The sequence below is a fragment of the Halomonas sp. AOP43-A1-21 genome, assembly GCF_052376775.1.
GTDB classification, from domain to species: domain Bacteria; phylum Pseudomonadota; class Gammaproteobacteria; order Pseudomonadales; family Halomonadaceae; genus Vreelandella; species Vreelandella colorata.
This window is the reverse complement of record NZ_JBQSWC010000015.1, coordinates 52,847-78,120: the sequence shown is the minus strand read 5'-3', so window position 1 is coordinate 78,120 and position 25,274 is coordinate 52,847. Positions and strand designations below refer to the sequence as shown.

Genomic DNA, 25,274 nt, shown 5'->3' with positions numbered 1-25,274 from the left:
ACATTTTCAGGGAGCGATCATGTCCTCATCTCAACTTATTGCTGACTACCGGCAGTGGCTTAGTTTTCAACGTCAAGAACAGCTTAGCCGTGAGCACCAGGGGATTTCGCAACGCCTGGAAGATGCCCGCGCCTCTTCAAAACAGGTCGTCCAGGCTTACCGCAGCATGGCGGAAAAAGCCTCGGCTGAAGGCGCCTGCTATCGCACACTGTTCCTACGTGAACGTGATGATAATGTAGCGCTACCCTGTGAAGGCTGGCTGTTTATTCGACGCGTTCTTAGTGAAGACAACAGCACCCGCGTACGCGCCACACTGATTGAGACGTTTACGCTTGAAGACGGCACTATTGGTCCAGGCGATAAACCCGCCCAAAAAGTGACGCTTGAAATCTACGATAAGCTGGATATCAATCAGGGCATGCGCACCAGCGTTCGCGTTGATTGCCTGGAAACACCACAGGACTACAACTTCATCACGCTACTTGATGCAGTTCGCGGTGATTTACGCCCCTACCTTAAGTAAGCAGCCATGATGTCCCGTCGTTCACTCACATTTATTTTATTGATGGTTGTCGTGGGGCTGAATTTACGCCCCGCGCTTTCCTCAGTGGCCCCTTTGCTAACGCGCTTACAAGAAACAGCGGGGCTTTCGGCCGCAGCTGCGGGGGTTCTTACTACCCTGCCCGTGCTGTTTTTGGGCTTATCAGCGCCAATGGCGCCTCTTTTAGCTCAGCGCCTGGGAAGTGAGCGTGCGCTTAGCACAGCGCTTTTATTGCTTGCAGCCGGCTTAATTCTGCGCGGCTTGCCACTGCCAGGTGTGTTGTTTATAGGCTCGGCCATGACCGGTGGCGCCATTGGGATCAGCGGCACCTTGTTGCCTGCGCTTGTTAAGCGCGAACTACCTGAAAGCGCCGACCTGCTGACCGGCCTTTATACCATGGCTCTCTGCCTGGGCGGGGCACTGGGGGCAGGTCTAAGCGTACCCCTTACCGATTGGCTGGGAAGCTGGCAAGCAAGTCTTATGAGCTGGGCATTGCTTGCCGTATTTGCACTCGCTCTTTGGCACTTTCAGATGCCTAACAGTCACACCCATCATGCGCCTCAAGTACCCACTACGGGTCTTTTACGATTACTGCGTAAACCGCTCACGTGGCATGTGATGTTGTTTATGGGCATTCAATCGTCGATGGCCTATATCGTATTTGGCTGGCTCCCTACGCTATTGGTAGACCGTGGCTACGATGAAGCCAGCGCGGGCTGGACAATGGCCGTTTCGATTATGTGCCAACTGGCTTCAGCCTTAGGCGCGCCGTGGCTTGCAAGGCTGGGCCACGACCAGCGACCAGCGCTTTTGCTGGTATTACTCAGTACGGCACTCGGGCTTTGGATGTTGCTAATCGCACCGTTGGCATGGAAATGGCCTGGCGCGTTTTTTTTAGGTCTGGGTCAAGGCGGTAGTTTCAGCATGGCGCTGAGCCTGCTTGTATTACGCACCGCCAATTCTCGCCTAGCAGGGCAGCTATCCGGTCTGGTGCAAGGCGGGGGATATATGATTGCCGCCATAGGCCCCTTTGGCGTCGGCTTACTAATTCAGTCTGGTATCCACGCTGACTATATTGCCTGGCTACTGATTCTGCTCGTTGGCATCTGTTGTGGGTTTGCCCTTCTGGTGGGACGCCAACGTCAGTTGGATGATCAAAATGGTGTTCTTCAGGTCCACCGTCTTTAAAAGCATTTTTTAAAAACATCACTGAAAGCGTTAGGAAGCCCGTATGAGTACCTTATCCCGCTTAGCCCAAGCGACCCCCACCCAAGAGCGCCTGCTGGTGATTTATACGGGTGGAACCATTGGTATGCAGCAGGCGGATAACGGGCTTACCCCCGGCGGTAATTTTGCTCAGCGTATGGCAAAAGCATTAAGCCAATTACCCGTCGTTCAGCAGCAGTTACTGCCAGCCTATGATGTTATTAGCTATGCCAATCTGATTGACTCCAGTACGGCGACTCCTCTTAACTGGCAGCAATTGGCAGATGATATTACATCACGTCTGACCGAGTATCGTGGCTTTGTGATCCTCCATGGAACCGATACGCTTAGCTGGTCCGCGGCTAGTCTCGCTTATCAACTTCAGGGCATTGACCGCCCCGTCGTACTAACGGGCGCGATGCTGCCGCTGGAAGCGCCTAATAGCGATGGACTGAATAATATACATGGTGCTTTACGCTTTGCGGCCACCGCCGAGCTGCAGGAAGTGGCTATCTATTTCGCCAACCGGCTAATGCGCGGCGTAAGAGCGATAAAGCACCACAGCAGCGCATTAACGGCATTTTCTACTCCCTGCTATCCGCTGCTTGGGGAACGTGTGGGCGACGATTTCGTCTACTACCCAAGCCGCGGGTTGGCTTTACAGCAGCGTGGTGCGCCACGTTTTGAACTAGCCGATTACCAGGGTCTGAGCCAAGGAGAAGTGGTGCGTATCGCTCTGTGGCCAGGTATGGCGGCCTGGCAACTGGATGCATGGTTAAATGATCCACGCGTTAAAGGGGCAGTATTGCAGCTCTGGGGGGCCGGCAATCTACCCAACGACCCGGCGTTGCTTAATATCCTGGCCACAGCCAGCGGTGAAGGGAAGCTGTTGGCGGCTATCAGCCTTTGCCCAGAGGGCAGCGTCCATATGGGCGCTTATGCGGCGGGTCAAGGTTTGGCGGATGCCGGAGTGTTATCGGGAGACGCCATGACGCCTGAGGCCACGTTTACCAAGCTGGTCCACCTGTTAGCCCAACCCATTGGCTTCGATGTGCAGCGCCAGCGTTTTCTCACCTCGCTAGTGGGTGAGCGCTAATAGCGCTTGCGAAATCAATAATTTACGCTAGGCTTAACCAGTAGCAACCTATTGAAGGAGCGCATAATTATGGAAAAGCCAGTGCATTTTTTTAGTGATCTTTTTGAACAGCTGGGCCTGCGCTCAGATCCAGATTCAATTGAGCAATTTATCAAGCGTCATCGTCCACTACCTAAGGATATGGCCCTGGCCGATGCTCCCTGCTGGAACGAAGGTCAAGCCGACTTCCTACGCGAAGCGATTGAAGACGATGCCGATTGGGCGGAGCTGGTTGACCACCTTGATGTAGCAATGCACCAGGACGGTTAAGTTTTTTTTATTACCATAGCACTTAACGTTTGTACTTAACGTTTGGGCGCTGCTCTCGAGCGGCGCTTGAACCAGGCCCCAACCAATAACAGAAGCGTTAATGCAAGAAGCGGCATCAGCACGTCAAACTGTAGTGCGTCTCCTTCCTCTATAGCTTCAATCGCCCCATATATAGCACTGCTATAAACCGCCCATTTAACCGATAGGCCCAAGGTCGCCGCGAGTAGAAAAACCGTTAGCGGAATACGGCTTAATCCAGCCGCAAAGTTGATCATCGCATGAGGAAAGCCAGGCAGGATGCGCAGCGCGCACTGAGTGAGTAGATCGCTTCTATCCTGAAGCGTTTTCATTATTTTAAGGGTCAATCCTTTCGGCTGCCATGCAGCGCTGGTGTGTGCCGCCAATTGATAGCCACCAAACGCCCCCGCCACACTTCCCAGGGTTAACAGACAAGTAGCGATTAGGGGCGGGTAAAAAGGCGCTATTAGCCACAAACCGATACTCGCTGGCAAGCCAGTGGCTAACGTGATCGCCATTATAAGTACCACCCCGGCAATGACCGCAGGATGGTGCATCCATTGCGCCATGCTATGCTTTACGGTCATTAAATCCGGTGAATAGCTAAACCATAAAAAGGCCACCAGAGCGATACACCCAACCGCTACGCCCAAGCGCCAGTAAAAGCCTAAGGCTTTATGCATTCAGTCGCGCCTCAACGCGCTCCAGAATTTGTCGGCTAACCTTGCCCACTAACGGCTTAGCGGCCTTATTAACGGCTTTTTCCATTAACCGATTACCTATTTCATAGCTGAGTGTTAATGAAACCTGCGTTCCTTCAGGCACTTCACGTAGCTGATAACGCCCCTGATTTTTTACCCCGCTAAGCGACTCCCACGCAAGTACATATGGCGCCTGAATCTCGGTCACTGCCACTTCAAACGCCCAGTCCATTCCCACTGCACGTACATGCCAGCGGTAGTGATTGTCACCCAGCGTATCAATGGAGCGTATTAAATCGGAATAATCTGCAAAATCTTCCACTCGGCGTAATAACTCAAACACACGCTCTGGCGCTGCATTAACAATTTCACTGTGTTCTATAGTGGCCATGATTGCCTCTAACCGCTTAAAATATGAGCTTAGCATGCTGCACAAACCGGGTCCTACTGACGTTTCGCGGTAGTTGTCTTGCAACGTCAAACGCCCAAAATATCGAATAAAAATAGCAGCCATCAGGACTCGAGCTGGTCAGATGCGCTCTCATTGCGTAAACTGCCGCCCTTCCGGACCGGACCCCGGCACTTTGTTCAGCGCTTGCGCTGCACGAAAAATTCTCCGACAACGAGTATCAAGTATGTCTAGCACTTCTTCTACCCCCTCTGTTTTACCGACCTCCACAGTGGTCATTTATTCTGGCGGCATGGATTCCTACACGGTACTCCATCGCGCGATCCGCGAAGGCTTGAATGTTCATGCTCTGTCATTCAACTATGGACAGCGCCATGCCCGCGAGCTAGATGTCGCCGCACGTGTTTGCACACAGCTGGCGATCCCCCACCAAATCGTGGACATTCGAGCTATCCACGGTTTGATTGATAATTCAGCGTTGACCAATCCCGATCAAGTTATGCCCACGGGTGACTACGCGGATGATAATTTACGTGCCACCGTTGTCCCCAACCGGAATATGATTCTGTTGTCCTTGGCGATTGCCAAGGCGGTCAATATCGGTGCAGGTCGTGTAGATTATGGCGCCCATGGCGGTGATCACGTTTTATACCCCGATTGCCGGCCTGAGTTTGTCGATGCCATGAACAGTGTTGCGGGCATTGCCAACTTCGAGCCTGTATCACTGCACGCCCCTTACCTGCGCACGTCCAAAGCCGATATTTTGCGTGAAGGCCTCGCCATGGGGTTGGACTATCAACATACCTGGACCTGCTATGAAGGGCGCGAACTGGCCTGCGGTGAGTGCGGTAGCTGCCGTGAACGCCTGGACGCCTTTACGGCGAACAATGCCGTCGACCCACTGCCTTACGCTCCTCAAATTCTCCAGGAAAGCCGCTGATGTATCACGTCAAAGAAGCCTTCTACACCTTGCAGGGTGAAGGAGCGCAAGCGGGTCGTGCGAGCGTCTTTTGCCGCTTCAGCGGGTGTAATTTGTGGTCGGGGCGTGAGGCTGATCGCGCCACCGCAAAATGCACGTTCTGCGATACGGATTTTATCGGCACCGATGGGCAAAATGGTGGGCGGTTCACAACGGCGGCTGATTTAGCCGCTCACATCCGTGCGCTATGGCCAAGAGACGCTTCAAACGCCGTACCGTACGTGGTGTTTACCGGCGGAGAGCCACTGCTCCAGCTGGATGCGTCATTAATAGACATGCTCCATGATGAAGGCTTTGAAATCGCCGTTGAAACCAACGGCACGTTACCGCCCCCCCCCGGCATTGATTGGCTATGCGTGAGCCCAAAGGGCAATAACGCACTGGCAGTTAGCGGGGGAAGTGAATTGAAACTGGTCTTTCCGCAAGTGGATGCACCGCCTGAGCAGTTTAAACACCTGGCTTTTGACCATTTCTTTTTGCAACCCATGGATGTAAGCCCGCTGGGACAGCAAGCCGATACCATTGCCAGTACTACACAGTATTGCATGGCCAATCCTCAGTGGCGCCTTTCGCTTCAAATGCACAAAATAGCAGGGTTTGACTAATGGCTTTATTTGTAAATCAGTTAACCCATATCGATGTGTCTTTATGGTGCCCTCAGCGTGGGCTTGTAGGCTGTAGCTGGCAGGTGGACGCACTGCTTGAAGGAGCGCTGGGTGAAGACGGCATGCTGTTTGATTTTGGCGAAGTAAAGCCCTGGATCAAGCGCACCCTGGATGGTGGGCTTGATCATACGCTGCTGATTCCTACCCAAGCGCCGGGCATTACCGTCACCGAGTGTGACGAAGGCCTTTGCATTCGCACGACGACCCCCTACCCCATGGAAGTGCGCGGGCCTGCCGAAGCGTTTAGCCTACTTGCCTGGGAAAGCGTTACGCTTGAACAGGTAGCCAAGTATTTAAGCCACGCGCTAACCGAGCAGCGCCCAGCCAACGTTGATCGCGTCACGCTGACGTTGAGTGATGAGGCGATTAGCGGGGCAGCCTATGGCTATAGCCATGGCCTGAAACGCCACTTGGGTAACTGCCAGCGGATTGCCCATGGGCACCGCTCACGGCTTGCTATCTGGCAATCGGGTAAGCGTCAATCGGGGTTAGAAACACACTGGGCCAACTGGCTGGATAACCGGTATCTGCTCGAACAGGCCGATATTGAACATCAGGATGATGAGTTTTTAACCTGCCGCTACCAGGCCGCCCAGGGGGCTTTTTCCATTCGCCTGCCGATAAACCGCTGCGCGGCCCTTCCAGGGCCCACCACGGTTGAAAATATCGCTATTTGGCTGGCACGAAGCATCGCTCACGATAGTGGTCAGGCAACCCGTGTGCAGGCATTCGAGGGCATTAATAAAGGTGCGTTTGCGGAAGCGGCTCCATGAGCAATGACGATATCATTGTAAAACAGCCAGCAGGCTGCCGGGCGGGATGTGGCGCATGCTGTATCGCGCCTTCCATCAGCTCAGCGATTCCCGGTATGCCTCAGGGCAAGCCCGCCGGGATGCGCTGCATTCAGTTAGATGACGACAATTTATGCCGCCTGTTTGATGATCCAAGCAGGCCCAAGGTCTGCGGCAACTTTCATTTTGATATCAGCATATGTGGCGAGCAACGCGATCAAGCGCTCGCCACATTGGCCTACCTTGAGGCCGAGACACGCTAAGGCCTCAGATTACTCGTCTATTCCCACGGGCTGGGTTAAACGCCGATCAAGAAGGCTTACCCAGCGCACAAGCACCGGCGCATCGCTGTGGCTAACATCCTTCAATAAATGCCTAAAGGCCTCTTTCGCTTGAAGATCGCTCGGCTCGATATGTGTCAGCCATAGTTCCAATGCCTCTAATTCCTGATGCCGATTACCATGCTCACGCGACTGGTTAATTGCCATTTCGGCAAGCGCTTTAACCTCGTTGGCGGGATGACCAAGCTGATGACGTACTTTCGCCAGTAGCGTGGCAAGTTCCGGTAAAAATAGCGTTGTTCGATCACGGGCGATAATCAGGCACTGGTCGAGATAGTCTTCAGCGACCTGCAGCTCCCCAAGCTCAATACAGGCATCGATATACCATAGAGAAGGCCGCTGATATCGGTCGCGCCCTTTAAGCTCGGTCATTTGATCCAGGCTTTCACGAATCTGGATAAGGCCATTCTGATCACCTGCCAAGGCACGTTGCCAGCCAATCACGGCCTGCGCGGAAATTTGCCATAGCTGTAAATCGGGCGTACCGGTCATGGCCGCGGCGCGCTCGGCATGACGTGCCGCAAGGTGCACATGGCCAAGCTGCCTATATAAGGCGGCCGCGAAGAGCAGCGCCATGGCCAGAGTACCTGGATGACCAATTTTTTCCGCCAAGCGTAGCGCCGCCGAGACTTGGCGCTCTGCACGCTGGTAATCCCCCCGCAAGCAAAGAGTCCAACCCTGAAAACAGGCGGCGGTGACCTGGGGATGATCCGAGAACGGCAGCCACTCGATCATCATCTGGGCATTAAGTGGATCAATCTCATCTAAATGGTCGTGAGCTTGCTGAATACGCCCTGCCCAATACTCACACTGCGCCCGCGCATAATCCGCTAGGCGTCGATAACGTGGGTCTTCTAGGCGTTCGGCAATGTCGGTAAGAGTAGAAGCCAGCGCAAAGGCATCCGCGTGGGCATAGCGCTGGCTGCGCCCCACCCACAAACCCCACTTCACCAGGAACACCTGCTCTAGTTCTTCGGGGTCATCCAGCATATCGCTCCCTGACTCCCGCAGCAGCTCGCGGGCACGCACAAAGCTTTCATGAGCAATGGGTGAACCGTGCCCTTCCAAAGCAAACGCCGCTTGGCCACGCACCGTGAGCAGACTGACCTCACGCTCTACTTGATGCTCGACGTGGCGTAAGCTAGCTAACCCGGCATCGGCCATACGCAGCGCCGTACGGTTGGCACTTACCTTCAGTGCTTCACGTGCAGACAGCTCAAAATAACGCGCCCCACGCGCATAATGCCCGCTTCTGCGTAGGTGGGTTGCAAAATCGCCCGGGTGGCGACTAATCCACATTGGAAAACGCTCTTCGATAAGCGTGACGACCTGCTGGTGAAGCTTAACGCGCACATCGCGTGGGCAGGAAAGATAGGCGGCCTCTTGCAGCAGCTGATGACTAAACTGATACTCCTGCTCGCCTTCTTCCTTATTGACGGGTTCGATAATCTCTAACTGGCGCATGTGCTCAATCGCTTGCGCTAACCGGCTGTGCTCCCAACCGCTGCATTCGAGCAGGAAATCCAACCGAAAGCGTCGACCCAGTACTGCGGCCACATGGGCAATCGCACGATCTATCTCCAACTGATCGATGCGGCTGGCCAATAGGCCAAGCAGCCCCTTGGGTAGCTCATCGAAGTGAACGCTACGTCCTTCGCGGCGATCCATATCCAGACGTCGGCAAATTTCCTGCATATAAAGCGGAACGCCATCGCAGCGTTCAATAACCTGATTGCGCAGCCGTGGGCTTAAATGGATGCGGTAACGTCGCGACAGCTGGGACAGTAATCGCGATGACTGTAAAGCATCTAGCTTGCCCAGATTGATTTGCTGATCCCAATGCAGCTTGACCGGCAATGGTTCACGCCCATGATGGCTTGCGACCAGCATAAAGGCGGTATTGATAGGCAGGCGTGCCTGCAGTCCTGCCAACACTTTAAAGGAAGGCTCATCGATCCACTGTAAATCATCAATCATCAATGCCAGCGTGCGCTCCTGGGTTTGATGATCGATCAACCCGTGAAGTAGCTGCACAACCAACTCCACCGCCTCGCCATTTTGGGCAAGCTGGGTCACTTCCTGAACATCACGAACCCCAAGCGCTTCCTCAAGCAAATGTTGACGACTTTCATTGGCCTGCGTTAGGCCCAGCGCTGCCTGCAGGTTAGTCAGGGTTTCCAGCGTAGGGGGCGCATCCAGATACCAAGCCACCAAATGACGCGCCATGCCATAGGGCTCAAGTACCGATAATCGGGTCGTCGGCTGCCAGCAAATCGACGCATCTCGGCTCAGCTCCAGTTGACGAAAGCCCACCATTAACGCAGATTTACCCATGCCTGAAGCGCCACGTACCAATACACTCTGACGCAAACCAATACCGGCCCTGGCCAGCGCATCACGAAGCGTGCGCAGTGACGTTTCGCGGCCCACTAAGCTTGGCGGTAACGCATCCCGCCCGCCTTCATTCTGGCCTAGCACCAGCGCGCGTAAGCGTACGCGCCCATCGCTTGCCACCAGGCGGGATACCAGGCGAGGCTGTAGATCAAGTGCTGGCGGCATGTGCTGGCTCGCTTCTTGGGAAATCACCAGCTCACTGCCTTCGGCGGCGCTCATCAGCTCCAGGGACACCTGAGTCACTTGGCCCAGAGGGTCGGCTAGCTGGCGCTCGGGCAGATAGACCACCTGTCCGCTATTTAATCCAGCCGCTAGCTCAAAGGTGGGAGGCTCGCCCTCGCCTTCCCAATAGCGTGCCGACTCCTGAGGAAGCGCTTGCTGGCAGTGTTCGTATAGTGCTACAAGCTCGGCAAGCTGATGCGCTGGGCCGTGGGTACCAAAACAGGCAAGCCCTAACCCTCCGGTCGCACCAGGTAGCCAAAAGCCGCCCAGGTGATGGCACTGTTGTTCAAGCCAGCGCAATAATTCCAGCTGCAATGCCAAGCAGTTGCGTGTTGCCGTGCGCTCCTGCCAGTCGCCTCGCAGGCGTAGACGAATCGCCATTACGGAAAGCTGGCGAAGCTCAATTTCATCATCACGCAGAGGTTTGCTGTCCGCCGCCAATACGCGAGAAAAAGCCCCTTGAGGGCTCATGGCGCGTGGGTCGTGTGATCCATCTGACCAATAGCTGGCTAATTGTAAAAAACTGGGTTCAGGCTGCTGCCCGGAAAGTGCCAAGAGCTGCAAATAGCCGTTGTACTGTTCATGCGCAGCGGCAATTTGATTCTGCTCAGCAAGTTGACGTACCCAGCGCTCATGAAACGGCGCATATCCCGAAAAACGGCTAACCAAGCCTTCAAGCATGGTATCCGGCACGCCTTCATGAGCCTCCAACACCTGCTCCGCAAACCGAATGACACGCTGGCGCCATTCGTTGCGTACCTGCACGAGCCAACGCTGAAATTCGCTACAGTTGGCCAGCTGAAGTTCCTCTACTAGATCCCCCTGATAGCAGGTTAGTAGCGCTTCCAGCGTCGCTAAATCTCGAGGTCCTTCCAGCAACTGTTGCAGCTCATGCAAATCAACCCGCCAAGAGGCTGGCAGCTGGAACGCAATAGTTTGCCGCGAAACGTTCAGTATCTGCTCAGCGTTACTACCTAACGAATGGCGCAGACAGTGCAGCGCATGACGTAAGTTGGTTCGTCCAGACGAAAGCCCCTGATCAGGCCAAAGCAGCTCAGCCAGAACCGCGCGATTAACCGGCTGACGATGAAGCAACAAATACACCAACAATGCTTTGACTTTGTCATAGCTAAAGTGGGTCAGCACATCATCACCCTGGGAAAGGGAAAAATGACCAAAGAGGATTAGCTGATCAGACTCACGAGCATCGTGCATGATACATATCCTGCCTGGGCTAGCGGTGCGTTAAGCAGGCACACCGCTATGAAAACGAAAAGCCGTATCGGGTGACGTTACCAGCTCTGCTTCTTGGGCGACAAAAAAAGCGATTCTTTCATCAATTAAATCCTTTGTTTGCTGCCGAGCAAGCAAGAGATAGTCTTCAAAATGGCGCCCTTCAGACTTCACCAATGTACGGTAGAATTTGGCTAGTTCTTCATCCAAGTACGGGATTAATCGCGCGAAGCGCTCACAGCTACGCGCTTCGATTAACGCCCCAATAATCAACACGTCAATCAAGCGCTCGGGATCATTACTGCGCACATGGCGCCGTAAACCTTCAGCATAACGCGAGGCCGTTAAATGCCGGTATTTCACGCCACGCTGTTCCATCAAGCCGACCACCTGCTCAAAATGCAGAAGTTCTTCGCGTGCCAGCTGTGACATTTTGCTTAATAAAAGGGGCTGATCTACATAGCGATACAACAAGCTCATCGCAGTCGAGGCCGCTTTTTTCTCACATTGAGCGTGATCAATAAGCAAGATTTCTGGATTAATCATTGCCCACTGAAGCCAGCTGTCAGGCGTTTGACAGGCAAGAAATTCGTTAAGGCTTTTGGGGAGCAGATCATCTGCTTGCACAATATGATCAGCTGTTTCTAACACACCAAGTTGTATCGACATAACATTCTTCCGAGCGTTTATTTCACTATTGTACAACATATAAACGCTGAGGGCGTTTGACCTATCTCATTACCTATATACTAAAACTTGTATACCCAATAAATCACCTACGTAAGCGCGACGTAATACTTTTTGTATAGTAAAAAGCCAATATCAAAAATAACGCCTGTTACATAATCAGGCTTTTTTCAGGCCAAGAGCAAAATACACTTAGCGTTTTAAAGCGTAGGTTATGGTAACGCGCTGTAACGCCAACCGCATCTTTATCGCCATATTGATGAACCGTTTTTAGCTAAAATGGTGCTACCTTAGCTGCCAATTATATTAAAATACCATTATTATCAAATACTTAATTACAATCTCAACATAAAGTGCAACATTCCTGCCAACCCTTCTTCTTAACATTGTCGACAGTTTCCCGTAGAATCTGTGCCATCCAACCAGACGCTGTTTGTCAAGCGTATGTCATGTGTCCGAGCGCACGCTTTAATACCGTGAAAGTGTGTGTTCGCCACCATAAAGCAGATGAGAGGGCCCCAACGTGCTTGAAGCATATCGCCAACATGTCGAGGAACGCGCCGCCGAGGGCGTACCCGCCAAGCCTTTAAACGCCGAGCAAGTTGCCGCCTTGATTGAGCTTTTGAAAACCCCTCCGGCCGGTGAAGAAGAATTCATCCTTGACCTGATTACCAACCGGGTTCCGCCGGGTGTTGATGAAGCCGCTTATGTAAAAGCGGGCTTTCTTACCGCTATCGCCAAATGCGAAGCTTCCTCGCCGCTGATCGATAAAATCCATGCAGTCAAGCTGCTGGGTACGATGCAAGGCGGTTACAACATCGTTTCCATGGTCGAGCTTCTGGATAACGAAGAGCTTGCCCGCGAAGCCGGCGAACAGCTCAAGCACACCCTGCTGATGTTTGACGCCTTCCACGATGTCGAAGAGCGCGCCAAAAATGGCAACAGCGTTGCCAAGGACGTTATTCAGTCCTGGGCTGAAGCAGAGTGGTTCCTTTCCAAGCCTGCTTTGGAAGAAAAGATCACCCTGACCGTCTTCAAGGTACCGGGTGAGACCAACACCGATGACCTGTCACCAGCCCCCGATGCCTGGTCGCGCCCGGATATCCCTTTGCACGCCAATGCCATGCTCAAAAACGAGCGTGACGGCATTGTGCCTGAAGTACCCGGCTCCATGGGCCCGCTCAAGCAGATTGAAGAAGTTAAAGCCAAGGGCTTCCCGGTCGCTTACGTTGGTGACGTAGTGGGTACCGGTTCTTCACGCAAATCAGCCACCAACTCTGTGCTGTGGTTCTTTGGTGACGACATCCCTTACGTTCCCAACAAGCGCGCTGGCGGCTTCTGCTTTGGCAGCAAGATTGCTCCGATCTTCTTCAACACCATGGAAGATTCCGGTGCGCTTCCGGTTGAGCTGGACGTCACCAAGCTGGCAATGGGCGATGTGATCGACGTTTACCCCTATGCAGGCAAAGTATGCAAGCACGGCACCGACGAAGTAATCACCACCTTTGAACTGAAGACCCAGCTGATTCTGGATGAAGTACGTGCTGGCGGCCGTATTCCGTTGATTATCGGCCGCGGCCTTACGGGCAAAGCACGCGAGTCTTTAGGTTTGGAAGCGTCTGACGTATTCCGTCTGCCCGACCAGCCCAAGGACACCGGCAAAGGCTTTACCCTGGCGCAGAAAATGGTCGGCAAGGCGTGCGGCCTGGAAGGCGTTCGTCCGGGTATGTACTGCGAACCTAAAATGTCCACGGTCGGCTCTCAGGACACCACGGGCCCGATGACCCGTGACGAACTGAAAGATCTGGCTTGTTTAGGCTTCCAGGCTGACTTGGTCATGCAGTCGTTCTGTCACACTGCCGCTTATCCCAAGCCGGTTGACGTGGACACTCACCACACCCTGCCTGACTTCATCATGAACCGTGGTGGTGTATCGCTGCGTCCTGGCGACGGTATCATCCACAGCTGGCTGAACCGTATGCTGCTGCCTGACACAGTGGGCACCGGTGGCGACTCGCACACCCGTTTCCCGCTGGGTATCTCGTTCCCGGCCGGTTCTGGCCTGGTTGCGTTCGCAGCCGCTACCGGCGTTATGCCGCTGGATATGCCGGAATCCGTACTGGTTCGCTTTAAAGGCAAGCGCCAGCCTGGCGTTACCCTGCGCGACCTGGTTCACGCCATTCCGCTTTACGGTATTAAGCAGGGCCTTCTGACGGTTGATAAAGCCAACAAGAAGAATGCGTTCTCTGGCCGCGTACTGGAAATCGAAGGCCTTGAAGACCTGACGGTCGAGCAGGCGTTCGAACTTTCCGATGCCTCTGCCGAGCGCTCTGCCGCGGGCTGTACCATTACGCTGTCGGATGAGAGCGTCACTGAGTACCTGAAATCCAACATCACCCTGCTCAAGTGGATGATTGCCAACGGCTACGGCGATGAACGTACGATTAGTCGTCGTATCGAAGGCATGGAAGCATGGCTTGCTAACCCGAGCCTGATGCGCGCCGATGCCGACGCTGAATACGCCGAAGTGATCGAAATTGATCTGTCCGAGATCAAAGAGCCGGTACTTTGCGCGCCTAACGATCCTGACGACGCTCGCTTGCTCTCTGATGTAGCCGGCGAAAAAATTGACGAAGTCTTTATCGGCTCGTGCATGACCAACATTGGTCACTTCCGCGCAGCAGGTAAACTTCTTGAAAAGCAGCCTGCAGGCAGCCTGAAAACTCGCCTGTGGCTGGCACCGCCGACCAAAATGGACCAGCACCAGTTGACCGAAGAGGGCTACTACGGCATTTATGGTCGTGCCGGTGCGCGTATGGAAATGCCGGGATGTTCACTGTGTATGGGTAACCAGGCGCGCGTTGCGGCAAAAAGCACCGTAGTGTCTACGTCTACACGTAACTTCCCGAACCGTTTAGGTGATGGTGCCAACGTGTACCTCGCCTCAGCGGAACTAGCCGCCGTTGCTGCGGTTGAAGGTCGCCTGCCAAGCGTTGAAGAGTATCAGCGTTACATGAGTGAATTTGACGCCATGGCGGGAGAGATCTATCGTTACATGAACTTCCACGAAATTGAGGAATATCAGAAGATTGCCTCAAACGTGATCCCGGTTGCTCAAGAAGCGTAACCACTCTATCGCCGATGCTCGCAACATCACAGAAGAGATGACGATTCATTACTTCTGAGTCGATGACCGAACGCCCCACACGATACATAGTTGTGGGGCGTTTTTTTATACTCAATACCTTGAGTAGCCACTTGCGAGCGCCCCCAGATACTGCCAATCTGTGGAATCATCCTAATGATTTAAAAAGACAATGCAGCCACTGACCCACCTTGGCTCCGCCTTACTAAAAACACTGCGTGACCATCTGCGGCCCTTGATCGCCTATCATCTGTTTTTTACGCTACTAGCCTCAGCTTTGTTATTACCCTTAATTGGATGGATAACTCAGGGCATGCTTGCCCAGTTAAAGCGCACGGTCGTCACCAACGATGAGTTGATCAGCCTGATATTCAGCCCCTTGGGTCTTGCTGGCATGCTGGTAGGTCTGGGCTTTACGTTTTTGATCATTTACTGGCAACAGGCAGGCATGCTGCAGGTCGCCGTGCGCCCGCGCGGTAATCATTACCGGCTTGCCTTTGAGGCACTCTGGCTAAGCTTTCGCCGCGTGCCTGCACTTGCTGGGCTGGTTGTCCTTCAGGTAGGTACGCATCTGCTGCTGCTGGCACCCTTTATGGCGGGCCTCGCCTGGCTTTATGACGTTTGGCTAAGCGGCATTGACCCTTACTACCTACAGCGCGTAAAGCCGCCTGTGCTCTGGTACTTTATCGCCTGTGCCCTTCCGCTTGTGTTTACCTGGATGGGGTTAGCCGCCTGGCTTTATTTACGCTGGCTGCTGGCGCTCCCTCTGGTAGCCCTGGAAAACTGCCACCCGCTACACGCTCTAAAGCGCAGCGTGTATTTGACGCGCGGATGGCACCGCTCGATAGGCGCCGCCGTACTTACCCTGCTACTGCTTATTATTGCGCTACCTATTGTCACGACCATCGCGTTTGACACGCTGGTAACACCGTTGCTCTGGTGGTTACCCGAACATAACGCGTTTTTGATCCCGGCCATGTTTGCCTATTTGACCGGCTATCTGCTGTTAACCCTGGCGATCACTTTTATCGGCATTGTGGCCAACGCGCTGCTTTGCGCCTGTTTGTACCTTCAGTTAGCTCACCGTGAGATGCGCCCAGCGCCCCCACCCGAAAGCGCCAGCCCTGGCCGTTTCGCTTGGGCTGTGGAGCTTAGCGTTCTGCTCTTTGCTGGCTTACAGGCCTGGTGGATTTTAAATAGCTTCGAACTACGCGATAACGTCGAGGTGATCGCTCACCGCGGCAGCTCCATGGTAGCGCCCGAAAACACCCTGGCGGCCGTGGATCAGGCCCTGATTGACAAGGCCGATTATGTTGAGCTGGATGTACGCCTGACGGCCGATGAGCAGGTCATGATTTACCATGATCGCAGCCTAGCAAGATTAACCGGTGATGATCGCGAATTTGGCGATCTGACTCGCGAGGAACTTAGCCAATATGATATAGGCAGCTGGTTCGGGGATGCCTTTCAAAATGAACCCATAGCAAGCCTTGAAGAAGTCCTGGACCACGTACGGGGTAAAGCCGGATTAATGATTGATATGAAGTCATTGCCCGGCCAAGAGCAGGCGCTCGCTAACGCTGTAATTGAGCAGCTACGATCAGAAACGGATTTCCGTTACGCGTGCTGGGCTGCAAGCAACAATCCTTTAGCTGCTTATGGGCAGTGTGGCTTTCCTGATGCGCTCAGAGATATGCGGGTTGCCACCGTATCACCTACGCTGGTCACGTATATAAAAGATTACGTTCCTGAACTGCGTGTCACGCTGCTTGCCCAGCTGATTCTGCCCGGCACATTAGACAGGCGCAGCTTCGATGCATTAGGGCTTCGCCATAACCGCATTAGTGAAGAGGAAGTGCGTCTGGCAGCGCTTTATGGCTATGAAATACACGCCTGGACGGTGAACGACCGTGCCCGCATGTCAACGCTAATTGATTTAGGCGTTGACGCTATCATTACGGATCACCCAAGCCGCCTACGTGAGCTTATTGAGGAGCGCCAAGCGCTAAGTGATGGGTCGTTGCTGCTAGTGAAACTGCGTAATTGGCTGCGTCAGTGACGCGCAAGACGGGCTAAACTGCCTGTTTTTGCACGTCACTGATAAGGGCAATAAATTAGTCGCCCATTACGACGCCTTCACGGCGCGGGTCTGCTCCACCAAACAGCGTACCGTCTTCAAGACGGCGGATTGCCTGTAGGCCGCTAGTGAGTTCACGTTCACTTATCGTGTGACCATACGCCTCAAGCGCCTGCTTGGTTGCATCGGGGAAGCGGCCCTCTTCGAGATAGACATCGCCACCGGTGGTAATGGCATGGGGCAGATTAAGCGCCTCTTGGGCATTCATGCCCCAATCACGCATGGCGACTAGGGTACGTGCCGTATAGTGAATAATCGCAGCACCGCCTGGCGACCCAAGGCTCGCCACCAATTCGCCCGTCTCTCCGTCAAACACCAGCGTAGGACTCATGCTCGAACGTGGGCGTTTGCCCGGTTCAACGCGGTTGGCAACCGGCTCACCGTCTACTTCGGGTACAAAAGAAAAGTCCGTGAGTTCATTGTTAAGCAAATAACCGCCCGGTAAACCAGTCCCGCCATCGGCCATAATGCGCGAGCCAAACGCCTGCTCAATGGAAGTCGTCATGGCAATTGCGTTGCCCTCGCCATCGATGATACTGATATGGCTGGTCCCATACTCGGGCTGCGTTGGCTGAGAAGCCCAACTAACGTTTTGCTCGCCTGGGTTGCCCGGCTGCGCGCTGTCACCCATGCTGGTGTCACCAATTAGCTCGCTGCGTGAAGCCAGGTAATCCGGCGCCAGCATCAAAGTCCAGTCCCCGCCTGGCGCTTCGACAAAGTCAGGGTCGGCGATATAGCGACCTCGATCGGCAAACGCCAGCCGCGAGGCCTCGAGAAACTGATGCAGCCAACCACTGCTTGATACGCCGTCATCCAAGGGCGCTTCCAGCAGAGGCCGCTGATCCAACATGCCAAGTATTTGCATGATAGTAATGTGCCCTGAGGACGGTGGTGGAAAGCCGCATACCTCCCACTGCTGCCAAGGGGTACACAGCGGGTCTCGCTCAACCGCCTGGTAATCCTGAATATCCTCCAGTGTCATGCTGCCTGGGCGAACATCATGGCTCTGCACGCGGTTGACTAAATCTTCGGCAATCTCACCCTCATAAAGCGCGGCACTTCCCTGGGAAGCAATACGGCGCAGTATTTCGGCTAGCGCTGGGTTTTTCAGGGTATCGCCAACGGCTAGCGGTTCACCGTCTGCGTTATAGTAAAACTGTCCGGCTAGTGGATCGTTTTTTAACGCTTCATCGCTTGTAAGACTGGTATGCAAACGCTGGCTAACGGCAAAGCCTTCTTCAGCAAGCGTAATCGCAGGTACAAACAGTTCTTCCCAAGCTAATTGGCCATGCTCTTTATGTGCCTGCTCCAGCATTCGCACCGTTCCCGGCACGCCGACTGAAAGCCCGCTCGCCACGGCATCCATAAAAGGCAGCGGCTCGCCGTCTTGCATGAACAGCTCACCGGTTACCGCCGCGGGCGCCGTTTCGCGGCCATCGTAGGCCTGAACATCAGAACCGTCGTAATGCATTAAAAAGGCACCGCCGCCAATACCGCTGGACTGTGGTTCCACAAGTGTTAATACCATCTGCACGGCAATGGCCGCGTCAACGGCATTACCGCCATTGGCGAGCACTTGATAACCCGCATCAGTGGCCAGCGGATTAGCCGCCGCGACAGCGAATGACGCAGCCGACCAACCGGGCTTCTCCTCATAGCCCGACCCGACTTCTGGGGTCACTGATGGCGTTTCATAGCTAAACCCAAAGCTATACAGCGGCACTAACAACAATCCTGATAGCGCTACATTAACCTTTACTGGGGACATTACAGCACCCTCTTGCGTCTTAGAAATATCAAGGCAATAACCAAACCAAAGCGTAGCCTATAAAACGCATGTGCCCGGCACAATGGCCGGGCACAAAATTACTGGCTCGCTGTTCAGCACTAGCTAATCGTTTCGCCTGCCAGCATGAACCACGTTTCAAGCACTGCGTCTGGGTTTAAGGAAACAGAATCGATTCCTTGCTCCATCAGCCACTTAGCCAGCTCAGGGTGATCCGAAGGCCCCTGACCGCAGATACCAACATATTTACCTTGCGCCTTACAGGCTTGAATCGCCATTGCCAGCAACTTTTTAACAGCGGCATTACGCTCATCAAATAGATGCGCCACGATACCCGAGTCACGATCCAGCCCCAGCGTTAGCTGTGTCAGGTCGTTAGAGCCAATCGAGAAACCGTCGAAATATTCGAGGAATTCGTCAGCAAGCAGCGCATTGGCCGGCAACTCACACATCATGATAACTTTCAGGCCACTATCACCACCGCGCGCTAAACCATTGGCCGCTAATAGATCAACGACCTCTTTAGCTTCATCCGTGGTGCGTACGAACGGCACCATGATTTCGATGTTATCGAACCCCATTTCCTCACGCACGTATTTCAATGCGCGACACTCAAGCTCAAAACAGGGACGGAACGAATCCGAAATGTAGCGCGAAGCACCACGGAAGCCCAGCATGGGATTTTCTTCACCCGGCTCATAAAGCTTGCCGCCAATTAAGTTCTCGTACTCATTTGATTTAAAATCAGACAGCCGCACAATGACTCGCTGAGGATAGAACGCTGCCGCCAGCGTAGAAATCCCTTCCACCAGCTTGTCCACGTAGAAGGTCACCGGGTCGGCATAGCCAGACGTGCGCAGATCAATCACCTGCTGCAGGTCAGCGGGTAGCGTTGCATAATCCAGTAGCGCCTTAGGATGAACGCCAATCATACGATTAATAATGAACTCTAGACGGGCAAGCCCTACGCCAGCGTTAGGTAGACTTGAAAACCCAAACGCGCGATCAGGGTTGCCCACGTTCATCATGATTTTGAACGGGATTTCAGGCATAGCATCGACGCTTGATACTTTGCAGTCAAAATCCAGTAGCCCTTCGTAAACGTGCCCCGTATCACCTTCAGCACAGGAAACGGTGACATCCATGCCTTCTCTAAGCTGTTGCGTTGCATCACCACAGCCAACCACCGCAGGTATGCCTAGCTCGCGGGCAATAATCGCCGCGTGGCAGGTACGCCCACCGCGATTGGTGACGATGGCAGAAGCCCGCTTCATAATAGGCTCCCAGTCTGGATCGGTCATGTCGGTTACCAGAATATCACCGTCTAGCACCTTATCCATCTCTTCGGGGCTCATGACTACTTTTACCGTACCACGACCAATGCGCTGACCGATCGCCCGGCCGGTAATCAGCGTACGCCCCTTCTCGCGCAGCTGAAAACGCTCTAATTTGCCGCCTTCCTGCTGTGAAACTACCGTCTCAGGACGCGCCTGAACGATGTAAAGTTCGCCATCATCACCATCGAGCGCCCACTCAATATCCATCGGACGCTGGTAATGTTGCTCAATTGTGACGGCCTGACGGGCAAGATCCATCACTTGCTGATCGTTTATGCAGAAGCAGCCGCGCTGGTTAAGCGGCACATCAACGGTTTCAACGGACTTCCCAGCACTGGTTTCCTGGCCGTAGATCATCTTGATTAACTTGGAACCCAAGTTACGGCGCAGAACCGCCGGGCGGCCAGCTGCCAGGGTGCCCTTATGGACATAAAATTCGTCAGGGTTAACGGCTCCCTGCACGACGGTTTCGCCTAGCCCCCACGAGGCGGTAACGAACACGGCATCGCGGTAACCCGACTCAGTATCCAGGGTGAACATAACCCCTGAGGCACCCGTTTCAGAACGCACCATTTTTTGAACGCCCGCCGACAGTGCGACGTTTTCATGGGCGTAGCCGCGGTGAACGCGGTAAGAAATTGCACGGTCATTAAACAGCGACGCGAATACTTCATGAACAGCGCGCTTAATATTGTCGAAACCTTCAATGTTCAGAAAGGTTTCCTGCTGACCAGCAAAGGAGGCATCTGGAAGATCTTCAGCAGTCGCCGAGCTGCGTACCGCCACTTTTAACTGAGGATGTTGCTCCTGCAGCTGCGTATAAGCTTGGCGCAGTGCGCTTTCAAACGCGGGCGGCAGCGGTGTATCAATGACCCACTGGCGGATATTGCGACCGGCTTCAGCCAGTGCGTTAACATCATCAACGTCCAGGCGCGCCAAGGTGCTGTTAATGCGCTCATTGAGCCCTTCATGCGAGAGAAACTCACGATAAGCGTGAGCAGTAGTGGCAAACCCACCAGGTACGGTTACCCCTACACCTGACAAGTTGGAAATCATCTCGCCAAGCGAGGCATTCTTACCACCCACGCGTTCGACGTCCGCCATACCTAGCTGATCGAACCACAGAATGTACTCTTCCACGCAACCCCCTCGCTTTAAGACGTTGATGCAATCTTTTAGACCGCTAATCATTGACCATGTCACCCTATCACCGTGCCAACCTATTCGCCATTGGTCTAATAGCGAAGGGAGTGGAGGATTTTTACAACAAAACGCGAATATGGTCGATTTATGTAGTGGCCAGGGACGTTGTGCTTAACGAATGCTCGGCACACAATAGCAACCCGATTATTGATTGGCGGACGTGTTTATGAAGCGGACAGCTTTTTTTATTTCTGATGGCACCGGCATTACGGCCGAAAGCTTGGGCCGAAGCCTGTTGGCCCAGTTCAGCGATGTTGAAATCAACATGCTGACCAAGCCTTATATCGATACGCTTGAAAAAGCCGAAGCGCTTGCTCAGATTATTGAATCCACTGCGGCCCGCGATGGTCAGCAGCCAATTATTATCGACACCATTGTTGATCAGCAAATACGTGATGTGATTCGCAAAGCTCCGGGCTTCAAGGTGGATATTTTTTCTACCTTTTTGAAACCATTGGAGCAGGAGTTAGGTACTCATTCGTCTTACAGCGTAGGCAGAACCCACTCGATTGGCAGTGACGATGTGTATATGGACCGGATTCATTCGGTGCACTTCGCACTTGATAACGACGATGGCGCCCGCACGCACCAATACGATAAAGCCGATATTATTCTGGTAGGCGTATCGCGCTGCGGAAAAACGCCCACGTCGCTTTATTTGGCGCTTCAGTTTGGCATTCGAGCGGCTAACTACCCGCTTACCGAGGACGACCTTGACGAAGACGGCACGCTCAAGCTGCCCAAGGCATTAGCACCACACCGGCGCAAGCTGTTTGGTTTAACTATCGATGCCCGCAGGCTATCCGCCATACGCAATGAACGTCGGCCGAACAGCCGCTATAGCTCAATGGATCAGTGTTTGCAGGAAGTCGAACAGGCCGAAGCGCTTTACCGGATTATGCATATCCCGTTTATCGATGCGACGCGCTTTTCTGTGGAAGAAATCTCGACACGGATGATTGCAGAGACCGGCTTAGCGCGGCGTTTCTCCCCTCGCTAAGCCGACATTGAATAACACAGTTACAACTACATTCCTTTAGGGGCGAAGATACCCGGGGCGTTACGCCAGTAGCCTTTGTAATCCATCCCGAAACCAAAGACATAGCGGTCCGCGACTTCTAAGCTGCAGTAATCAGCTTTCAAGCCCGGCACCGCTTTTCGATCATGCTGCTTATCCACCAGTACCGCCGTCGTCACGCTGGCAGCCTGGGCTTCTTTGCAATAGCCAAGTATCGCGGCGAGCGTCGACCCTTCATCCAGAATGTCATCCACGATCACTACATGCCGTCCAGCCATCGGTACTTCAGGCGACACGCGCCAAAAAAGCTCGCCGCCACGCAGCTCGTTGCGGTAACGCGTAGCGTGTAGGTAGTCGACTTCCAGCGGAAAGCCCAAGCGGGTCAGCAAATGGCCGGTTGTGATTAATCCACCGTTCATAACACAATAAAAAACCGGCAGCTTATCGCCTAAATCCTTGGTGATCGCTTCGGCCATGCGATCTAGAGCGCGCTCAACCTGCTGCTGGGAAATCAAACAGTCGGCGGTATCCATGAGCTGGCGCATCGAGTCCAGCGACTCAAGGGCCTCTTTATCCAGTTTAGACATTGGGTTACTCCCCAAAAAGTAGCAGTATTACGAAAAGAAAAATCAGGTGGGATTAGAGCGCTTCGAGCTTGGCATGCGTTCGTCGCCAGCGCCCCAGCGCCGTCAGCGCATCCAAATCAGGGCGTGCACGCCCATAGCGCAGTTTTGCAGGTCGCTTATTGGCAACCCCCTGGCAGGCATCTATCACATCCAGGGCAGCGGCGCGGTCGTTACACACCAACAACATATCGCAACCAGCCGCGAGCGCAGCAGCGGCACGTTCACGTGGCTCGCCCGCTTCGTGAGCGCCCGCCATACTTAAATCATCTGAAAAAATGCAGCCTTTAAAGCCCAGCGATTCACGCAGCATGCCCAGCCAGCTGGGTGAAAAACCCGCCGGGCGTGTATCAAACGCTCGATAAATCACATGCGCGGGCATGATGCCATCAAGCTTAGGGGCAAGTCGTTCAAAGGGGACAAGGTCGCGTTGCTTAATCGTCTCCATTGAACGCTCATCGACAGGCAAGGCAACGTGGGAATCTGCGGCTACACCGCCGTGACCAGGAAAATGCTTACCTACCGCCGCCATACCTGCCTGGTGCAAGCCTTCCACAAAGGCCGCGCCTAGTTGGGCTACGTGGTGAGGGTCACCACTAAAGCTACGATCGCCTATCACGCTGGAAATGCCGCTATCGACATCGAGTACCGGCGCAAAACTGATATCCAGCCCGCACGCGGCCATTTCCATACCTAGCAGCCAGCCCGCATCAATGGCAAGCAAGGTGCCTTCTTCGGGGTCCTGAACATAGCGCTCACCAATGCGGGCCATGGCTGGCAGCCGGGTAAGCCCCTTTTTAATGCGTTGAACGCGGCCTCCCTCTTGGTCTACCGCCAGCAGCAGATCACCGCGCACACGCCGGATATCACTGCACAGCTTGCGCACCTGGTAGGCGTCTTCCACATTACGGGCAAACAGAATGACGCCACCAACGGCGGGTTCAAGCAGTAAGCGCTTTTCAGCGCTGTTCAATCGCGGCCCTTCCAGGTCGAGCATGACCGGGCCAATAGGTTGAGTCATTATCATGGATCCAACAAAAGGGCCGGTGATTTTAGACGATCAACGCTCAGAGTCAAAAAACCTTACCCGCGACCGCTATTGATCGCTGCCATGAAGCCATACGGGGGTGCCAGGCAGCGCGCGCTCAAAGACATACAGCAGATCCTGATTGCGTAAGCGTATACAGCCATGGGAAGCCGGCATTCCCATTGGCTGATTGGGTGGTGTACCGTGCAAATAGATATAGCGGCGCTGAGAATCAACCGAGCCTGCGCGGTTGAATCCCCGCTCCAGACCGCACAACCATAAAATGCGTGTCAAAATCCAGTCACGCGTCGGGTTTGCTTCGGCCAGCGGCGTTGAAAACACCTCGCCGGTAAAACGTCGACCTCTAAACACCGCGTTGATCGGCAGGTCCTTGCCAATCGCCGCTCGCACATAGTGCCAGCCATGTGGCGTTTGACCGCTACCTTCCTGTTGGCCTACACCCGCTTTGCCTGACGATATTTCGCATTCAAAGCACACCTTTTGCCCCTGCCACCAACGCAACTGCTGTGTATCGGTATCAATCTCGATCCAGCCAGTTTGGCTAGGTGGCAGCTCAGCTAGCGTTGGCGTTCGCATGATGCCCCTCTTCTACAGCCGGAGGTAATGGCGCGTTCATGGCGGCGACGACCACTGGCCGCAAGCGACGTACCAGATCACGCACGGTGACCTGTTCTTGATAATCTTTAGCCGCAATATCCCGTAGAGCATCCAGACCCGACAAGGTAAAGATGACGGTACCCAGCATAAAGTGTAGCCGCCAGAAGCGTTCTGAATCAGGAAGATCCGGCGTGGCCTGGCGGACCAGCTCAGTAAAGCGCGCGAACACCTCGCCATACTGCTCTTGAATATGACGCCGTAAATGCCCTTGAGCCTGGCTATAGGCCAGCCCGAGCAAGCGCATAAACACTTTTAGACTATTGCGCTCAGCGGGCACTGCCAGCACCGTTGTTGCCATGGTTTCGAGCAGTTCCTCCAACGGGATATGGCTATCGGTATAGCGAGCTTCTAGCTCGTCGAGCGCAGTATGAAAGCGCAGAGTGAAGGGATCCAGATAGCGTGAGAAGACCGCCTGAATCAAGGCTTTTTTAGAGCCAAAGTGATAGTTGACGGCCGCTAAATTGACCCGGGCTTTGCTAGTGATGTTGCGCAGCGACGTTTCAGCAAAACCACGCTCTGCAAACAGCACCTCAGCGGTATCAAGAATACGCGACACCGTATCAGATTGTGCCATTTCGGCCTCCAGAAAAACGAGTGTTTAAAACATGCCGAAATAGTATGCCATAACCCTAACGGGCTCAATCCTAGATACGAGAAGCTCCTGTAATCGATGAGAAAACTCATTAAAGTTAATTCAAACACCTCATCGCTGAATTGGGGTCGGCTGA

Annotated in this window: 21 protein-coding genes; 11 read left to right on the top strand and 10 right to left on the bottom strand. The window is 53.9% G+C overall.

Features of this window, described 5'->3' with window-relative positions:
- Positions 1-19 precede the first annotated feature (19 nt).
- The 4 genes from ACT3R7_RS10260 to ACT3R7_RS10245 all read left to right on the top strand — a co-directional run bounded on the left by ACT3R7_RS10260 (position 20) and on the right by ACT3R7_RS10245 (position 3,152).
- Positions 20-523 carry a hypothetical protein gene (locus ACT3R7_RS10260; protein WP_192538246.1) on the top strand — a complete coding sequence of 168 codons (504 nt, stop codon included), beginning with the start codon at positions 20-22 and terminating at the stop codon, positions 521-523.
- Positions 524-529: 6 nt separating this feature from the next.
- Entirely contained in the window at positions 530-1,729 is a 1,200-nt protein-coding gene (locus ACT3R7_RS10255; protein WP_193091660.1) for an MFS transporter, read from the top strand.
- Positions 1,730-1,772: 43 nt separating this feature from the next.
- The gene (locus ACT3R7_RS10250; RefSeq protein ID WP_193091661.1) at positions 1,773-2,843 is read left to right on the top strand and encodes an asparaginase; all 1,071 of its coding nucleotides are present in this window, start codon (positions 1,773-1,775) and stop codon (positions 2,841-2,843) included.
- A gap of 69 nt (positions 2,844-2,912) precedes the next feature.
- Positions 2,913-3,152, top strand: a complete 240-nt coding sequence (locus ACT3R7_RS10245; RefSeq protein ID WP_193091662.1) for a DUF2789 domain-containing protein — start codon at positions 2,913-2,915, stop codon at positions 3,150-3,152.
- A 35-nt stretch (positions 3,153-3,187) separates the two neighbouring features.
- On the opposite strand, the gene ACT3R7_RS10240 is transcribed toward ACT3R7_RS10245, so the two are convergent.
- Both ACT3R7_RS10240 and ACT3R7_RS10235 read right to left on the bottom strand, forming a co-directional pair.
- The gene (locus tag ACT3R7_RS10240; protein ID WP_193091663.1) at positions 3,188-3,853 is read right to left on the bottom strand and encodes a VTT domain-containing protein; all 666 of its coding nucleotides are present in this window, start codon (positions 3,851-3,853) and stop codon (positions 3,188-3,190) included.
- Entirely contained in the window at positions 3,846-4,262 is a 417-nt protein-coding gene (locus ACT3R7_RS10235) for an SRPBCC family protein (RefSeq protein ID WP_192538250.1), read from the bottom strand. The genes ACT3R7_RS10240 and ACT3R7_RS10235 overlap by 8 nt, the downstream gene beginning before the upstream one ends.
- A 244-nt stretch (positions 4,263-4,506) precedes the next feature.
- Between ACT3R7_RS10235 and queC the strand changes: the two genes are divergently transcribed.
- From queC to ACT3R7_RS10215, 4 genes are read left to right on the top strand one after another with little or no spacing between them, the layout of a single operon-like run.
- Entirely contained in the window at positions 4,507-5,220 is a 714-nt protein-coding gene (queC, locus tag ACT3R7_RS10230; protein ID WP_192538251.1) for a 7-cyano-7-deazaguanine synthase QueC, read from the top strand.
- The gene (queE, locus tag ACT3R7_RS10225) at positions 5,220-5,864 is read left to right on the top strand and encodes a 7-carboxy-7-deazaguanine synthase (protein WP_193091664.1); all 645 of its coding nucleotides are present in this window, start codon (positions 5,220-5,222) and stop codon (positions 5,862-5,864) included. The genes queC and queE overlap by 1 nt, the downstream gene beginning before the upstream one ends.
- Positions 5,864-6,697, top strand: a complete 834-nt coding sequence (locus ACT3R7_RS10220) for a 6-pyruvoyl trahydropterin synthase family protein (RefSeq protein WP_193091665.1) — start codon at positions 5,864-5,866, stop codon at positions 6,695-6,697. Before queE ends, ACT3R7_RS10220 begins: the two co-directional genes overlap by 1 nt.
- Entirely contained in the window at positions 6,694-6,978 is a 285-nt protein-coding gene (locus tag ACT3R7_RS10215) for a YkgJ family cysteine cluster protein (RefSeq protein ID WP_193091666.1), read from the top strand. The genes ACT3R7_RS10220 and ACT3R7_RS10215 overlap by 4 nt, the downstream gene beginning before the upstream one ends.
- Positions 6,979-6,987: 9 nt before the next feature.
- On the opposite strand, the gene ACT3R7_RS10210 is transcribed toward ACT3R7_RS10215, so the two are convergent.
- The gene (locus ACT3R7_RS10210; RefSeq protein ID WP_193091667.1) at positions 6,988-10,887 is read right to left on the bottom strand and encodes an ATP-binding protein; all 3,900 of its coding nucleotides are present in this window, start codon (positions 10,885-10,887) and stop codon (positions 6,988-6,990) included.
- A gap of 30 nt (positions 10,888-10,917) precedes the next feature.
- Entirely contained in the window at positions 10,918-11,574 is a 657-nt protein-coding gene (locus ACT3R7_RS10205; protein ID WP_192538255.1) for a MiaE family protein, read from the bottom strand.
- 541 nt (positions 11,575-12,115) lie between these two features.
- Between ACT3R7_RS10205 and acnB the strand changes: the two genes are divergently transcribed.
- Both acnB and ACT3R7_RS10195 read left to right on the top strand, forming a co-directional pair.
- Positions 12,116-14,719 carry a bifunctional aconitate hydratase 2/2-methylisocitrate dehydratase gene (acnB, locus tag ACT3R7_RS10200; RefSeq protein ID WP_417421982.1) on the top strand — a complete coding sequence of 868 codons (2,604 nt, stop codon included), beginning with the start codon at positions 12,116-12,118 and terminating at the stop codon, positions 14,717-14,719.
- Between the two features lie 190 nt (positions 14,720-14,909).
- Complete coding sequence (locus ACT3R7_RS10195) at positions 14,910-16,796, top strand: glycerophosphodiester phosphodiesterase family protein (RefSeq protein ID WP_193091670.1); 1,887 nt, start codon at positions 14,910-14,912, stop codon at positions 16,794-16,796.
- Between the two features lie 55 nt (positions 16,797-16,851).
- Here ACT3R7_RS10195 and ggt read toward each other — a convergent pair whose 3' ends face one another.
- Together ggt and ppsA are read right to left on the bottom strand one after the other, a co-directional pair.
- Positions 16,852-18,642 (bottom strand): gamma-glutamyltransferase, encoded by a 1,791-nt coding sequence (gene ggt / locus ACT3R7_RS10190; protein ID WP_417421984.1) that lies wholly within the window; start codon positions 18,640-18,642, stop codon positions 16,852-16,854.
- 119 nt (positions 18,643-18,761) lie between these two features.
- Positions 18,762-21,137, bottom strand: coding sequence for a phosphoenolpyruvate synthase (ppsA, locus tag ACT3R7_RS10185; protein ID WP_193091672.1), 2,376 nt, complete (start codon positions 21,135-21,137; stop codon positions 18,762-18,764).
- Between the two features lie 229 nt (positions 21,138-21,366).
- Between ppsA and ppsR the strand changes: the two genes are divergently transcribed.
- Positions 21,367-22,200 carry a posphoenolpyruvate synthetase regulatory kinase/phosphorylase PpsR gene (gene ppsR / locus ACT3R7_RS10180; protein ID WP_192538260.1) on the top strand — a complete coding sequence of 278 codons (834 nt, stop codon included), beginning with the start codon at positions 21,367-21,369 and terminating at the stop codon, positions 22,198-22,200.
- A gap of 26 nt (positions 22,201-22,226) precedes the next feature.
- Here the strand turns inward: ppsR and ACT3R7_RS10175 are convergent, their stop codons facing one another.
- The 4 genes from ACT3R7_RS10175 to ACT3R7_RS10160 form a co-directional block, all read right to left on the bottom strand.
- Positions 22,227-22,805 carry a hypoxanthine-guanine phosphoribosyltransferase gene (locus tag ACT3R7_RS10175; RefSeq protein WP_193091673.1) on the bottom strand — a complete coding sequence of 193 codons (579 nt, stop codon included), beginning with the start codon at positions 22,803-22,805 and terminating at the stop codon, positions 22,227-22,229.
- A gap of 52 nt (positions 22,806-22,857) precedes the next feature.
- Entirely contained in the window at positions 22,858-23,862 is a 1,005-nt protein-coding gene (gene nagZ, locus ACT3R7_RS10170; RefSeq protein ID WP_193091674.1) for a beta-N-acetylhexosaminidase, read from the bottom strand.
- A 75-nt stretch (positions 23,863-23,937) separates the two neighbouring features.
- Positions 23,938-24,465: a L,D-transpeptidase gene (locus ACT3R7_RS10165; protein WP_193091675.1), complete on the bottom strand. Its 528-nt coding sequence runs from the start codon at positions 24,463-24,465 to the stop codon at positions 23,938-23,940.
- Positions 24,443-25,120 (bottom strand): TetR/AcrR family transcriptional regulator, encoded by a 678-nt coding sequence (locus ACT3R7_RS10160; protein ID WP_192538263.1) that lies wholly within the window; start codon positions 25,118-25,120, stop codon positions 24,443-24,445. The genes ACT3R7_RS10165 and ACT3R7_RS10160 overlap by 23 nt, the downstream gene beginning before the upstream one ends.
- Between the last annotated feature and the right edge of the window lie 154 nt (positions 25,121-25,274).

Coding starts and splice junctions, on each gene's coding strand:
- ACT3R7_RS10235 (WP_192538250.1), bottom strand. CDS start 4,262: ATGGCCACTATAGAACACAGTGAAATTGTTAATGCAGCGCCAGAGCGT.
- ACT3R7_RS10250 (WP_193091661.1), top strand. CDS start 1,773: ATGAGTACCTTATCCCGCTTAGCCCAAGCGACCCCCACCCAAGAGCGC.
- queE (WP_193091664.1), top strand. CDS start 5,220: ATGTATCACGTCAAAGAAGCCTTCTACACCTTGCAGGGTGAAGGAGCG.
- ppsR (WP_192538260.1), top strand. CDS start 21,367: ATGAAGCGGACAGCTTTTTTTATTTCTGATGGCACCGGCATTACGGCC.
- ACT3R7_RS10245 (WP_193091662.1), top strand. CDS start 2,913: ATGGAAAAGCCAGTGCATTTTTTTAGTGATCTTTTTGAACAGCTGGGC.
- ACT3R7_RS10215 (WP_193091666.1), top strand. CDS start 6,694: ATGAGCAATGACGATATCATTGTAAAACAGCCAGCAGGCTGCCGGGCG.
- ACT3R7_RS10195 (WP_193091670.1), top strand. CDS start 14,910: ATGCAGCCACTGACCCACCTTGGCTCCGCCTTACTAAAAACACTGCGT.
- nagZ (WP_193091674.1), bottom strand. CDS start 23,862: ATGACTCAACCTATTGGCCCGGTCATGCTCGACCTGGAAGGGCCGCGA.
- ACT3R7_RS10255 (WP_193091660.1), top strand. CDS start 530: ATGATGTCCCGTCGTTCACTCACATTTATTTTATTGATGGTTGTCGTG.
- ACT3R7_RS10220 (WP_193091665.1), top strand. CDS start 5,864: ATGGCTTTATTTGTAAATCAGTTAACCCATATCGATGTGTCTTTATGG.
- ACT3R7_RS10210 (WP_193091667.1), bottom strand. CDS start 10,887: ATGCACGATGCTCGTGAGTCTGATCAGCTAATCCTCTTTGGTCATTTT.
- ACT3R7_RS10205 (WP_192538255.1), bottom strand. CDS start 11,574: ATGTCGATACAACTTGGTGTGTTAGAAACAGCTGATCATATTGTGCAA.
- ACT3R7_RS10240 (WP_193091663.1), bottom strand. CDS start 3,853: ATGCATAAAGCCTTAGGCTTTTACTGGCGCTTGGGCGTAGCGGTTGGG.
- ACT3R7_RS10165 (WP_193091675.1), bottom strand. CDS start 24,465: ATGCGAACGCCAACGCTAGCTGAGCTGCCACCTAGCCAAACTGGCTGG.
- ACT3R7_RS10175 (WP_193091673.1), bottom strand. CDS start 22,805: ATGTCTAAACTGGATAAAGAGGCCCTTGAGTCGCTGGACTCGATGCGC.
- queC (WP_192538251.1), top strand. CDS start 4,507: ATGTCTAGCACTTCTTCTACCCCCTCTGTTTTACCGACCTCCACAGTG.
- ACT3R7_RS10260 (WP_192538246.1), top strand. CDS start 20: ATGTCCTCATCTCAACTTATTGCTGACTACCGGCAGTGGCTTAGTTTT.
- ACT3R7_RS10160 (WP_192538263.1), bottom strand. CDS start 25,120: ATGGCACAATCTGATACGGTGTCGCGTATTCTTGATACCGCTGAGGTG.
- ggt (WP_417421984.1), bottom strand. CDS start 18,642: ATGTCCCCAGTAAAGGTTAATGTAGCGCTATCAGGATTGTTGTTAGTG.